Below are 13,851 nucleotides of genomic sequence, written 5' to 3' on the forward strand. Positions count from 1 at the left end.
TTTTGGTTCCTCACAGAAATGTTTCAAGTGATGAAAGGAGTTTCCTCGTGGACGAAGATCGCCATGCTTTATTTGAAAAATTATTACAACAACTAGATCTGTCTGCCGCTGCGACGCAACCGTATTTCCAGACGGCCACTATTGACCGGCTCACGGTGCACGAGCAATCACGGCGGTGGCACTTCTTCTTGAAGTTGCCAAGTTTGATGCCGTTCACGGCTTTCGTTGATTTTCACAATCATTTACAAATGGCCTTTAAGGATATCGCCAAGGTCGAGGCCACCTTGGAAGTGGACCAGCCGGAGCTGACGAACCGGGCGCTCGGGGACTATTGGAAATGGGTCGTTGAGAACAGCGGCTTGACCAGTAACCTGGTGCAGGAATTGTGTCAGTCACAGGTTCCGGGACTGGACGAGGATAACCGCGTTCTGTTATACGCGCAAAATGAAGTCGTCAAAGACTTCTTGACCAATCAGGCCCTTGGCCCGTTGGAAGCCACGTACCGGGATGCCGGCTTCCCTAAGTTTAATATCAAGGTCATGGTCGACGAATCTAAGTCCCAGGCTAAGATTGATGAATTCAAGGCTCGTCAGGAAAAGAACGATGCCCAGCTGGCCCAACAGGCGGCCGCGGCAATCGAAAAGGCCAATCAGAAACGCGCCGCTCAGGGCGATACGCCGGTTGCTGAGGGTCCCACTCAGATTGGGAAGACCATCAAGGGTGACCAGCCGATTACCCGGATGGTGGATATCACCCAAGAAGAACGTTCCGTGGTGGTTGAAGGTTACGTCTTCGACAAGGAAGTGCGGAAGCTGCGGTCGGGTCGGCAACTGTTGACCCTGAAGATTACCGACTACACGTCTTCGTTTGCCGTGAAGAAATTCTCGCGGGGAGCGGAGGACGAAGCCCAATTTGCTGGGGTCGAAGAAGGTAGTTGGGTCAAGGTTCGGGGGAGCGTGCAGGAAGACACCTACATGCATGACCTGGCCTTGAACGCCTACGACATTAATCAAGTGAAGCACGCCACGCGCCAGGATACGGCACCAGCCGATGAGAAACGGGTCGAACTCCATTTACACACGTCCATGAGCCAAATGGATGCAACGAACCCCATCACGGATTACGTGAGCCGGGCGAAAAAGTGGGGCATGCCAGCCCTGGCCATTACCGATCATTCTGACGTGCAGGGATTTCCTGCTGCCTTCAATTCGGGTTCTAAGGCAGGCATCAAGATGCTCTACGGGGTGGAAGCCAACCTGGTGGACGATGGGGTGCCAATTGGGTACAACAGCGCCCACGAGGCCTTAGATGGCGCCACGTACGTTGTCTTTGACGTGGAAACCACCGGGCTGTCTGCTATTTACGATAAAGTTATCGAACTCTCGGCGGTCAAGATGCAGCATAAAAACGTGATTGAACAGTTTGAAGAGTTCATTGATCCTGGGTTCCCGCTGTCAGAACAGACCACTAATTTGACCAGTATCACGGACGATATGGTTGCCGGTTCCAAGTCGGAAGAGGAAGTCTTTAAGCTTTTCCGCGAATTCTGTGGGGATGCCATCATCGTTGGGCATAACGTCACGTTTGACGTGGGGTTCATGAACACCGGGTACCAGCGTCACGGGATGCCGGAAATCAGTAACCCCATCATTGATACCTTAACGTTGGCCCGATTCCTGTACCCGACGCTGAAAAGTTACCGGTTGAATACCTTGGCGAAACGCTTCCATGTCAGCCTGGAGCACCATCACCGGGCCGTCTACGATGCGGAATCCACGGGACACTTGAATTACCTGTTCTTAAAGGATGCCGAGGACCGCTATAATATTCAGTACCATGATCAGTTGAATGATCACATGACCGACAATGATGCTTACAAGCACGCGCGGCCAAGCCATGCCATTTTGATTGCCAAGACCCAGGACGGGTTGAAGAACATGTTTAAGCTGGTTTCGGCTTCGAACGTGGATTACTTCTACCGGGTGCCCCGGGTACCGCGGAGTTTGCTGGATAAGTACCGAGACGGCATCATTGTCGGGTCGGCTTGTTCCTCCGGTGAAGTCTTTACGGCCATGATGCAAAAGGGTCAGGTCGAAGCGGCAGCGAAGGCCAAGTATTATGACTACTTGGAAGTTCAACCCAAGGCGGCCTACAAGCCCCTGATTGATTCCGGCTTGATTGCTGACGAAGCCAATCTGGAAGAAATCGTGGGCAACATGGTCAAGTTGGGACACGACCTCAACAAGCCCGTCGTGGCGACCGGGGATGTGCATTACCTGGATCCGGAAGATTTCATTTACCGGAAGATCCTGATTCACTCCCAAGGGGGTGCCAATCCACTGAACCGTCACGAATTGCCAGACGCGCATTTCATGACGACCAATGAGATGCTGGATGACTTTGCTTACCTGGGACCGGAAACGGCCAAGGAAATCGTGGTCACCAACACCCAGAAGATTGCCAACGACGTGGATGAGGTTCATCCGTTAAAGGATAAGCTGTACACGCCCCGGATGGAGGGTGCCGAGGATGAAATACGGCAACGGACCATGGATACCGCGCACGCGTGGTATGGCGATCCGCTGCCAGAATTGGTCCAACACCGGGTCGACCGGGAACTGAAGTCCATCATTGGGAACGGGTTCTCCGTGATTTATTTGATTGCCCAACGGTTAGTAGCCAAGTCCAATAAGGACGGATACTTGGTTGGGTCACGGGGGTCCGTCGGGTCCAGTGTCGTGGCCACGTTCACCGGAATTACCGAAGTGAACCCGTTGCCACCACACTACCGGTGCCCGAACTGCCAGTATTCTCATTTCTATACCAAAGGGGAATACAGTTCCGGCTACGATTTACCTGAAAAGAACTGCCCCAACTGTGGGACGTTAATGATCGGTGACGGCCATAACATTCCTTTCGAAACTTTCTTAGGGTTTAAGGGAAACAAGGTCCCCGATATTGATTTGAACTTCTCCGGGGACTACCAACCGATTGCCCACAACTATACCAAAGTCTTGTTCGGTGAGAAAAATGTGTACCGAGCCGGCACGATTGGGACAGTGGCGGACAAGACCGGTTACGGGTACGTCAAGGCTTACGAACGGGATACCGAGCAGAACTTGCGGGGCGCCGAGATTGATCGGCTAGCCAAGGGTGTGACTGGTGTCAAACGGAACACGGGGCAACATCCCGCGGGAATCATTGTTGTGCCGGACTACATGGATATTTACGACTTTACGCCGATCCAGTACCCAGCCGATGACCAAAACGCGGCTTGGCAAACGACCCACTTCGATTTCCATTCGATCCATGATAATATTTTGAAAATTGATATTCTGGGACATGATGATCCCACGATGATCCGGACGCTCCAAGATTTATCCGGGGTCGATCCGCAGACCATTCCGATGGATGATCCCGGGGTCATGGCGTTGTTCTCTGGGACGGATTCCTTAGGCGTGACGCCGGAAGAAATTCAATCCAAGACGGGAACGCTGGGTGTGCCTGAATTTGGGACGCGGTTTGTCCGGGGGATGCTGGAAGAAACGCATCCGCAGAACTACTCGCAACTCCTCCAAATTTCTGGACTTTCTCACGGGACCGACGTGTGGTTAGGGAATGCCGAAGAGTTGATCAAGAACGGTACCGCCACCATCGCTAACGTGATTGGGTGTCGGGATAACATCATGACCGACTTGATCAACTTCGGCCTTGATTCCGAAACGTCCTTCCAGGTCATGGAACACGTGCGGAAAGGCCGGGGTATCCCGGATGAATGGCAAGAGAAAATGAAGGAGACCGACTGTCCGGACTGGTACATTGATTCTTGTTTGAAAATCAAGTACATGTTCCCACGGGCCCATGCCGCAGCCTACGTGCTGATGGCGTTACGGGTGGCCTACTTCAAGGTCTACTTCCCAATCATTTACTACGCTGCTTACTTCTCTGTTCGGGCCGATGACTTTGACGTCGTCGCCATGTCACAGGGGAAGACAGCGGTTAAGGCGGCCATGAAGGCTATCAACGACCAGGGGATGGACGCGTCCACCAAGGACAAAAACCTCCTGACCGTGTTGGAATTGGCCAACGAAATGCTCGAACGGGGCTTCAACTTCAAGATGATCGACCTGGAACGTTCCGACGCTGCTGACTGGATCATTGACGGGGACACGCTGATTGCGCCATTCCAAGCCGCACCTGGCTTGGGATTGAACGTCGCCAAGCAAATCGTGGCTGCCCGAAACGACCGGCCGTTCATTTCCAAGGAAGACCTGGCCAAGCGTGGGAAGGTCTCGAAGACCATCATCGACTTTATGACTGAGAACGGCGTGCTGAAGGGCTTGCCGGATGAAAACCAACTCAGCCTCTTCGACGACATGATGTAACCGCTCCTGACGTGAAGTCGTGGGCTGGCAGCGCCTTGCCGGGCGAGAAAAATGGGCCGGAACGCTGGGGGCAGGACGGCCAGAGCCAAAGGGCGGTCTCTGCCCTCGCTTTGAACCACCAAAACCGTGTTTCAAAGTCGCCATTTTCTAAGAAAAACACTTAGAAAATCCCCCGGCTGAGCCCATTTTTCTCGCCCTATCGGCTTACATGGTGGAGAAGTCAGCAGATGCTACTTCATTGACTATGTCTTGTTAGGGTGTGGTGTCACGTGAAAGCTGGTTCAACTGGCGGTCACAGCGCCTTACCGGGCGGCGAAAATAAACCGGAACGCTGGGGGCGGACAGCCGAAGCCAAAGAGCGGTCTTCGGCTTCGCTTTGAGCCTCAAAGGACGAGTCTCAAAGACGCCAATTGCCTTGGCGAACCGCCAAGGCAATTCCCACAGCTGAGTTTATTTTCGCCGCCCTCACGGCTGACACTAGTTGAACCCGGGTCACGGCGGCATCAGTTTCTTTGGATGATATTGTGTTAAGAAGGCAGGATTCCCATAGGGGGTTCTGTCTTTTTGTTTACGTTATTTTGTTTTTTAAAGCCAACACTGAAAGTTTCAAAAGAGCAATGATGACGGAAAAATTTCTTGGTCTAACGAGTTAGTTCGATGACCGTTAGATTGCGCGTTAGAAGTTGCTAAAGGTATTTCCGTTTTACGTGATTGCCTATATGGGCAGTTAACCGTGATTTTTGGGGCTAAGACAGTGTAAGCCGCAGGTCTGGTGAAAATGGGCTCAGCCGTGGGAATGCCCTTAGTGGCGCACTTTGCCGCTTAGGGCATTGATATCTTTGAGACGCGATTCTCAGCGGCTCAAAGTAAGACCGGAGACCGTACTTTGGCTCCGGTCGTTCGCCCACAGCGGACCGGTCCCATTTTCACCAGACCGGAGGCGCAAACACAGTCTTAATGCCCAAACAATCCGACTGTAAACGCTTACAAAGTCCGCTAACTATGTTATAATTTACTTAAGGAAAACGTAAACCATTAATAAACTTTAGCGAAAGCGGGTGTTCACCATGTTACGGCGGTTCGTGCGATTACCAGATGGGTGGATTTTTCTGGCAGGTTATTGTTTGCTTGGCTTAGGTTACATTTTGTTCGGTATCATGGCGAGCGTGGGTGAGGCCACGTTCTTGGCGATGGTGTTAGCCTACTTCGTGGTGGCTTTCATCCTCACGCTGATTAAGGCCATTAGTTTAAAGTCGGTGTCCACGACGCGATTAAATTTCTTAGTCTTTGAATTTATCACGATTGTCGGCTTCGTTTTACTCCTGTTAACTTGTGAAGCGTAAGGGGCACGACGGTTGCAATCACGCGGTAGCTGTAGTAAACTAGCTCTTGTAGTTAAACTCGTTTTTTAAATGAGTGAGCAGTCATTGCTCACTCTTTTTAATGGAAAAATATAGGAGGCGGAATTCTTTGAGTACTGTCGTCGAGACCGTGACGGCCTTAGCCCAGCCAATCGTGGCGCAGCATCAGTTTGAACTAGTTGACGTTGAATTTGTCAAAGAAGGTAAGAGTTGGTACCTGCGGCTCTACATCGATAAGCCGGGGGGCATCAACATTGAAGAATGTGCGATGGTCAGTGATGAGATATCCGAAAAGATGGATAGCTTGGATCCAGACCCCATTCCTCAAGCCTACTTCTTGGAGGTATCCTCACCGGGTGCTGAACGACCATTGAAGAAGCCGGCCGACTTTGAAAAAGCTGTCGGGGATTACATCCACGTATCCCTTTACCAAAAGATCGGTAATAGCAAGGTTTATGAAGGAACTTTGGAATCATTAAGCGCAGATAGTATGGCGTTAACGGTTAATTTAAAGGGTCGCATCAAGACCTTAACGATTCCCCGCGACGCCATTGCGCAAGCCCGGTTAGCTATCAAGTTCTAACAATAAGGAGCGAAACAACACATGAGTAAAGAATTATTGGGTGCCTTAGATGTTCTGGAAACGGAAAAAGGCATCGACAAACAAATCGTGATTGACGCCCTCGAAGCCGCTTTGGTTTCGGCGTACAAGCGTAATTACGACCAAGCCCAAAACGTTGAGGTCAATTTTGACCAACGGAAAGGGGACATTCACGTCTTTGCCGTTAAGAAAGTCGTTGACCAAGTCTACGATTCACGGCTGGAAGTTAGTCTGGATGAAGCCCTGACCATCAACAAGGGTTATGAAATTGGCGATGACATCAAGTTTGAGGTCACCCCTAAGAATTTCGGTCGAATCGCTGCGCAAACGGCCAAGCAGGTTATCCTGCAACGGGTTCGTGAAGCCGAACGGAACATCATTTACAACCAATACAGCCAATACGAAAATGAAATCGTGACCGGGGAAGTTGAACGTCAGGATTCACGGTTCGTTTACGTTAGCTTAGGTAAGGTTGAAGCCGTGATGGGTCGTCAGGATCAAATGCCTAACGAAACTTACCGGATTCACGACCGCATCAAGGTCTACGTGACCCGCGTGGAAAACGCCACCAAGGGCCCACAAGTCTTTGTTAGCCGGACCCACGCCGATTTATTGAAGCGGTTATTTGAACAAGAAGTCCCAGAAGTTTACGATGGGACTGTGGAAATCATGGCGATTGCGCGTGAAGCCGGTGACCGGGCCAAGGTTGCGGTTCGCTCAAACAACCCTGACATCGACCCCGTGGGGACCAGTGTTGGCCCTCGTGGTCAACGGGTTCAGACCATCGTGAATGAACTCGGTGGTGAAAACATGGATATCGTTGAATGGACGGATGACGAAGCCAAGTTTATCGCTAACGCGTTGAACCCAGCCGAAGTTCTGGATGTTATCTTTGACCCGAACAACGAACGGGCTTGCCAAGTTATCGTGCCAGACTATCAATTATCCCTGGCCATTGGGAAGCGGGGCCAAAACGCCCGTTTAGCCGCTAAGTTGACCGGTTATAAGATCGATATCAAATCAGAATCCGAAGCATCTGCTATAATGGAAGCTGATCAGACTGCTAGCGACGATACGACTGAAGCCAGTGATGTTTCTGCCGCAGCGACGCCTGATGAAGACGCGGCCGCAACTACTGAAGCCACGACGGACGTTCCATCAGCTGAGACTGAAACGACTGAAGATGCCGCAACGGCAACCCCAGCTGATTCAGCAGCGGATACCGACGCCACTAGTGACGCTACCGACGACGGTGACGACGCCGAATAGCGCCATTTACAAGGAGGGTTAGGTCCATGAAACAACGGAAGATCCCCATGCGCAAGGATATTGTGACTGGGGAAATGGCACCGAAGAAACAATTGGTGCGGGTCGTCCGCAACCAAGAACAAGCGGTCAGCATTGATCCGACCGGCAAGCAATCCGGGCGTGGGGCTTACATCAGTTTGGATGTAGCCATTGCGCAACGGGCCAAGAAGGAACGGACCTTTGACCACGCCTTTGGTGTTAAGATCGATGATCAATTTTACGATGATTTAATTGCGTACGTTGATCATCAGCAAGCACGACGGGAATTATTCGACAATGACTAATCCCGAGCGCGCCTTACAATTATTAGGACTGGTCCGGCGAGCAGGTAAACTGGTTACCGGCGAGTCCTTTGTCCTAGCCGCCGTACGGGATCGATCAGCTAAATTGGTACTCATGGCCAGTGATACTGGTAAGAGTAGCCAAAAGCAATTCCGTGATAAAACGACGAGCTATAACGTCCCATTGAATGAATCATTTACTAAGGACCAACTGAGCACGGCCATCGGGTCGGCGCGCACGGTCATCGCAATTACTGATCCGGGATTTGTCCGGAAGTTACAACAATTACTTGAGTAGCCACCTGACGTTCTCGTGATCGGTAGAATATTAAGGAGTGTGAAGATATGGGGAAAAAGCGAATCTATGAACTCGCAAAAGAAATTAATGTCTCCAGTAAACAGATCATCGCGAAAGCCGAAGAAAAAGGCTTTCCGGTGAAAAACCACATGTCAACGCTCGGCGAGAACGAAGAACGTCAGTTACGGGCTGCTTTTAAGCCTCAAGGCAAGCCAGCAGCTAAACCAGCCGCTGGTAAGTCGCAGCCGGCTCGGCAATCTGCGTCAAGTACGCAGGCTGCGCGACCAGCACAATCCGGGAACCAAACCCGTGGCAACGCAACGACTCACCAGAATCAGAATCATGGGAGTTCGCAGCAGTCCGGTAACCAGCAGAAGTCGTCGACGAACGGGAATCAACAACGTTCACAGCAGAATTCAGCTGGCGGGAACCGTAACCAACAGAACGGCAATAATGGCAACCGGAACCATAATAATGGTAATGGGGGCAACAATCAGAATCACCGTAACAACAATAAAAATAATGGCCAGACCGGGAGTACACACACTGAGCAACACAATTCCGGTACCGGCAGATTTGGTGGAAGCTTGAATAATAATACAAACAATAGTAACGGCCGGCGTAGTAGCAACGGTGGCAACGGCAATAGCCGTGGGGGCCGTAATAACCGGAACAACCGCAATAACCGCCGTCGTAATAATAACAACAATAATCGTTACAAGAAGAACCAACGGATTAAAGACACGAACCAACACAAGGGCGCACCAGAACGGAAGAACAAAGCTTTACCAGAAGTTTTGGTCTATTCCGATGGGATGAACGCCCAAGACTTGGCAAAAATCTTACACCGTTCTTCAGCTGAAATCGTGAAGAAACTCTTCATGTTGGGTGTCATGGTCAACCAAAACCAATCCCTGGACAAGGATACGATTGAAATTTTGGCTGACGACTACGGCATCAAGGCCCAAGAAAAGGTTGAAGTTGACGTTTCTGATATCGACAAGGCCTTTGAAGAAGAAATGGCCAACAAGGATCACCTGGTTTCACGGGCACCAGTCGTTACCATCATGGGTCACGTTGACCATGGGAAGACGACGCTGTTGGACCACTTGCGTCATTCTCACATTACTGAGGGTGAAGCCGGTGGGATTACGCAGGCCATTGGGGCTTACCAAGTCCACTACAATGACAAGCTGATCACCTTCTTGGATACCCCAGGACATGCGGCCTTTACTGAAATGCGGGCTCGTGGTGCCGAAATCACCGACATCACTGTCTTGGTGGTTGCTGCCGATGATGGGGTTATGCCACAAACCATCGAAGCCATTCACCATGCGAAGGCTGCTGGGACGCCAATTATCGTGGCTGTGAACAAGATCGATAAGCCAGGTGCTAACCCGAACCACGTCATGGAACAATTGACGGAATACGAATTGATTCCTGAAGACTGGGGTGGCGACACCATCTTCGTTGAAATTTCAGCGAAGTTTGGCAAGAACATCGACGAACTGCTCGACATGATCTTGCTGCAGTCCGAAGTCTTGGAATTAAAGGCGAACCCTGAACAAAACGGTGCTGGGAACGTTATCGAAGCCCGTTTGGATCAAGGTCAAGGTTCCGTTGCGACCTTACTCGTTCAACAAGGCACCTTACACGTTGGGGATCCAATCGTTGTCGGGAACACGTTTGGTCGTGTCCGGACGATGGTCAACGAACGTGGTCGTCGGATCAAGGACGCCGTACCATCAACCCCTGTTGAAATTACTGGGTTGAACGACGTGCCAGAAGCTGGGGACCGGTTCGTGGTCTTCAACGATGAAAAGACTGCTCGGGCAGCCGGTGAAGAACGGGCCAAGGAAGCCTTGGTCAAGGAACGCCGGAACACGAGTCATGTCACGTTGGACAACCTCTTCGATTCCCTTAAGGAAGGCGAAATGAAGGAAGTCGACGTGATTATCAAGGCCGACGTTCAAGGTTCCGTTGAAGCCTTGGCTGGGAGCTTGAAGAAGATCGACGTCTCTGGCGTTCGGGTCAACATCATTCACTCTGCCGTTGGGGCCATTAACGAAAGTGATGTCACTTTGGCGGAAGCCTCAGATGCCATCATTATCGGATTCAACGTTCGCCCAACGCCACAAGCACGGGCCCAAGCCGACAGCGACAAGGTCGACATTCGCCTGCACAACGTCATCTACAACGCCATCGATGAAATTGAGACGGCGATGAAGGGGCTGCTGGAACCAACCTACGAAGAAGAAATCACTGGTGAAATTGAAGTCAAGGATATCTTCCATGCCTCTAAGGTCGGCACAATTGTCGGTGGGATGGTGACTGAAGGTTACGTCAGCGCTGATAGCGACGTCCGGTTGATCCGTGACGGCGTGGTCATTTACGAAGGTAAGCTGGGTAGCTTGAAGCGGTTCAAGGACGACGTCAAGCAAGTTAAGATGGGTTACGAATTAGGGTTAACTATCGAGAACTACAACGACATCAAGGTAGACGACGTGATCGAAGCCTACGTGATGAAGGAAGTTCCCGTTAAATAAATAATCGGAGGCAAACGCCATGGCACAATATCGAGTTGGCCGGTTGGAACAAGAAATCCAGCGGGAAGTTACGGATATTCTCCTAAAACGTGTCCGCGATCCGCGGGTCGAGGGCGTCACCGTTACCGGTGTGGAAGTCACAGGTGACTTGCAGCAGGCAACGATTTACTACAGTATTTTATCCGACAAGGCTTCTTCAGCGGAAAAGACGCAGCAAGGTCTGAACAAGGCCACTGGGTTGATCCGGTCCGAATTGGGTTCACGCTTAAGCATCTACAAGACGCCAGAGCTGAACTTCGAACAGGACTCTTCCGTGCGTTACGGGAGTCACATCGATGAACTGTTAAATGATTTACATCGCCGCGAGTAATCGCAGGTGTTAGAAGGGCGTCGGTCGTTAATGACCGGGGTCCTTTTTCTGTGGGGTGGTGGCAAAAAGATTGGGGGATGAACATACCTGAGAAGTGGGGTGACGGGAAGCAGACAGCGACTCAGGTCCACACAATTCTGGGGTTTCCATTAGCCAGCAACCTTTTGTCTGTGGTAAACTATATGAGCTATGCATCTTAGGATTAATTAAAGCAACTTGATAGCCAAATGAGACGTGTTATTGCATGAATGCGGGACCAGTTAGTCTGGACTGCAGGATTGGTGAAAATGGGTGGCTAACGTAAGCGACCAGAGGCGGGCCAAAATTCCCGGCTGTGTCGATGCTCTTAGCTGAGTGACTTTCTCAGTTTAGAGCATGGGACGACCTTGGAGACTGGTGTTTTTCCAGGCTTCAAGGCGAGCTGGAAGACCGGGCCTCAGGCTGGAGGCGTTCCCCACCGCAGGGAGTTTTGAACCCGCCGCCGGAAGCGGATGGTTAGAGACTTTATTTTTACCAGTAACTAACACGTAGAAATGAAACGGAGGAACCAGCATGGATGGGATTATCCCCCTGTATAAAGAACGCGGCATGACCAGTTTCGACTGTGTTGCCAAACTGCGTCACATTTTACACACCAAAAAAGTTGGCCACAGTGGCACATTGGACCCCAGCGTCGACGGTGTTTTGCCAATTTGTATTGGTTCAGCGACCAAGGTCGTTCCGTACCTGATGGCCTCCGGTAAAATGTACCGGGGAACCGTCACGTTAGGCTTTGCGACCACGACCGAAGATTTAGATGGTGAGGTCGTGGAGAAGCAACCGTTGACTACGCCGTTCACCTTTGAACAATTAACGGCTGCGACGGCGAAATTGACCGGGATTATTCAACAGACGCCACCGATGTTTTCCGCGGTCAAAGTCAACGGACGTAAGCTGTACGAGTATGCGCGTGCTGGTGAAACGGTTGAACGTCCCACGCGGACGATTACGGTCGACCACTTTACGTTGACCGATGCTGGTACCTTTGACGCCGACGCCGGGACCCAGACCGTGGCCTTTGAAGTGGCCTGCTCCAAGGGAACCTACGTCCGGACGCTAGCCGTTGACCTGGGTCGCCAGCTCGGCGTGCCCGCGGTCATGTCCTCGTTGACGCGGCACAAAAGTGGGGGCTTCACCCTGGACCAGACGGTGACGTTGGACCAGGTAGCCGAAGCCATGGCCAATGAGGACCTGAGTCCCATCTTGCGGCCAATCGACTATGCCTTGGCGGAATACCCACACGTGGCTCTGAGCGACCGTGTCTGGGCTTTAGTGAAGAACGGGGTCTTCCTGACAACGGAAGAGGTGGACGGCGCTACGGCACCGGAAATCGCCCTGACGTATCAAGGTGCGACCAAATGTCTGTACCAGTGGTCTGAAGAAAAACAACAATATAAACCGCTAAAAATGTTTGCGGTGAACTAAGTTTTGAGAAGAGGAATTTCCAATGGAAGTTATTCACATACATCACCCCTTAGATGCACGTCAGATTCCCGATGAGCCGGTCGTCTTGGCCATGGGCTTTTTCGATGGCGTTCACCGAGGGCACCAGGCGGTCATCAACCGGGCGAAGGCGGTGGCACAAGCCAAGGGCGTCAAGTTAGCCGTTTTGACTTACGATCACCATCCAGCCCTGGTTTACCGGCCATTACAAGCGGATGATCAAAAATATCTGAGTCCCATCAAACGGAAGCTGGAACAACTGGACCGTTTGGGCGTTGACCGGGTCTTTTTGGTGAACTATACCGGTGATTTCGCTTCACAAACGCCCCAGGAGTTCGTTGACAACTACCTGGTCGGCTTTCACACGGTGGCCGCAGTGGCGGGCTTTGACCACACCTACGGCAAGAAGGACGTGGCCAATATGGACTTGTTGCCAGGCTATGCCCAGGGACGCTTTGAGGTGATTACCGTGCCAGAAGAGGCTAACGGCACGCAAAAGGTGAGCTCCAGCCATATTCGCGAAGCCATGAAGGCAGGAGACATTGACTTGGTTAACCAGTTACTGGGCTATACCTACCGTTCGACCGGGCTGGTGGTTCACGGCGAGGCCCGGGGCCGGACGATTGGGTACCCAACGGCCAACGTCTTGGCACCCCAAAACGAATGGATTCCTGGTATCGGCATCTATACGGCTCGACTTAAAGTCGGCGCCATCTGGTACCCTGGGATGGTCTCTGTGGGCCGCAACGTGACCTTTGGGGATAACCGGCCCATCACAGTGGAAATGAACCTGTTGGACTTCCAGGGCGACCTGTACGGCGAACCCGTTGAGGTCGAATGGCACCACCGGCTTCGTGGCGAGGTCAAATTCGACGATGCGGACGGGTTAGTGGCCCAGTTGAAGCAGGACGAGGACAATACGCGCGCCTACTTCCAGCAACTAGCAGCGCACGAATCATAATAGGCTAAACTAGGTGTTCGTTGCGCCTCCGGGCTGGTGAAAATAGGCCGTGACGCTGTCGTGTCAGTTCCCGACGGCGGGCTCAAAGCGCCCTGCTGTGGGGCCGGTTCCAGCCAAAGGGCGGGCTTCCACCTCAACTTTGTGCCTGAGAAGCGGTCACAAAGGTTGTCCCATGGGCTAAGCTGAGAAAATCACTCAGCTAAGGCCATCGACACAGCTGGTCACTTTGGCCCGCCTCTGGTCACTAACATTGACTGC

10 protein-coding genes are annotated in these 13,851 nt (G+C 51.8%); all 10 read left to right on the forward strand.

Annotation, left to right across the window (positions count from 1 at the left end):
- Positions 1-47: 47 nt before the first annotated feature.
- The 10 genes from JUF22_RS08280 to ribF all read left to right on the forward strand — a co-directional run bounded on the left by JUF22_RS08280 (position 48) and on the right by ribF (position 13,593).
- Positions 48-4,385 carry a PolC-type DNA polymerase III gene (locus JUF22_RS08280; RefSeq protein WP_203645479.1) on the forward strand — a complete coding sequence of 1,446 codons (4,338 nt, stop codon included), beginning with the start codon at positions 48-50 and terminating at the stop codon, positions 4,383-4,385.
- A 1,082-nt stretch (positions 4,386-5,467) separates the two neighbouring features.
- A complete protein-coding gene (locus JUF22_RS08285; protein ID WP_236000748.1) occupies positions 5,468-5,728 on the forward strand; it encodes a hypothetical protein in 261 nt (86 codons plus the stop codon).
- A gap of 127 nt (positions 5,729-5,855) precedes the next feature.
- Positions 5,856-6,329, forward strand: a complete 474-nt coding sequence (rimP, locus tag JUF22_RS08290) for a ribosome maturation factor RimP (RefSeq protein WP_203645483.1) — start codon at positions 5,856-5,858, stop codon at positions 6,327-6,329.
- A gap of 21 nt (positions 6,330-6,350) precedes the next feature.
- The gene (gene nusA, locus JUF22_RS08295) at positions 6,351-7,616 is read left to right on the forward strand and encodes a transcription termination factor NusA (protein WP_203645485.1); all 1,266 of its coding nucleotides are present in this window, start codon (positions 6,351-6,353) and stop codon (positions 7,614-7,616) included.
- Between the two features lie 26 nt (positions 7,617-7,642).
- Positions 7,643-7,939: an RNase P modulator RnpM gene (gene rnpM, locus JUF22_RS08300; RefSeq protein WP_125579840.1), complete on the forward strand. Its 297-nt coding sequence runs from the start codon at positions 7,643-7,645 to the stop codon at positions 7,937-7,939.
- Complete coding sequence (locus JUF22_RS08305; protein ID WP_203645487.1) at positions 7,932-8,234, forward strand: L7Ae/L30e/S12e/Gadd45 family ribosomal protein; 303 nt, start codon at positions 7,932-7,934, stop codon at positions 8,232-8,234. The genes rnpM and JUF22_RS08305 overlap by 8 nt, the downstream gene beginning before the upstream one ends.
- A 47-nt stretch (positions 8,235-8,281) precedes the next feature.
- Entirely contained in the window at positions 8,282-10,780 is a 2,499-nt protein-coding gene (gene infB / locus JUF22_RS08310; RefSeq protein ID WP_203645488.1) for a translation initiation factor IF-2, read from the forward strand.
- A gap of 19 nt (positions 10,781-10,799) precedes the next feature.
- Positions 10,800-11,150 carry a 30S ribosome-binding factor RbfA gene (gene rbfA, locus JUF22_RS08315; RefSeq protein WP_020088579.1) on the forward strand — a complete coding sequence of 117 codons (351 nt, stop codon included), beginning with the start codon at positions 10,800-10,802 and terminating at the stop codon, positions 11,148-11,150.
- A gap of 552 nt (positions 11,151-11,702) precedes the next feature.
- A complete protein-coding gene (truB, locus tag JUF22_RS08320) occupies positions 11,703-12,614 on the forward strand; it encodes a tRNA pseudouridine(55) synthase TruB (protein ID WP_203645490.1) in 912 nt (303 codons plus the stop codon).
- 22 nt (positions 12,615-12,636) lie between these two features.
- Complete coding sequence (gene ribF / locus JUF22_RS08325; RefSeq protein WP_203645492.1) at positions 12,637-13,593, forward strand: riboflavin biosynthesis protein RibF; 957 nt, start codon at positions 12,637-12,639, stop codon at positions 13,591-13,593.
- Positions 13,594-13,851: the final 258 nt, after the last annotated feature.

The sequence above is a fragment of the Levilactobacillus lanxiensis genome, from assembly GCF_016861655.1.
GTDB classification, from domain to species: Bacteria; Bacillota; Bacilli; order Lactobacillales; family Lactobacillaceae; genus Levilactobacillus; species Levilactobacillus lanxiensis.

Excerpts from the sequence above, each read along its gene's own strand:
- nusA (WP_203645485.1), top strand. The coding sequence starts at position 6,351 with ATGAGTAAAGAATTATTGGGTGCCTTAGATGTTCTGGAAACGGAAAAA.
- rnpM (WP_125579840.1), top strand. The coding sequence starts at position 7,643 with ATGAAACAACGGAAGATCCCCATGCGCAAGGATATTGTGACTGGGGAA.
- JUF22_RS08305 (WP_203645487.1), top strand. The coding sequence starts at position 7,932 with ATGACTAATCCCGAGCGCGCCTTACAATTATTAGGACTGGTCCGGCGA.
- infB (WP_203645488.1), top strand. The coding sequence starts at position 8,282 with ATGGGGAAAAAGCGAATCTATGAACTCGCAAAAGAAATTAATGTCTCC.
- rbfA (WP_020088579.1), top strand. The coding sequence starts at position 10,800 with ATGGCACAATATCGAGTTGGCCGGTTGGAACAAGAAATCCAGCGGGAA.
- truB (WP_203645490.1), top strand. The coding sequence starts at position 11,703 with ATGGATGGGATTATCCCCCTGTATAAAGAACGCGGCATGACCAGTTTC.
- ribF (WP_203645492.1), top strand. The coding sequence starts at position 12,637 with ATGGAAGTTATTCACATACATCACCCCTTAGATGCACGTCAGATTCCC.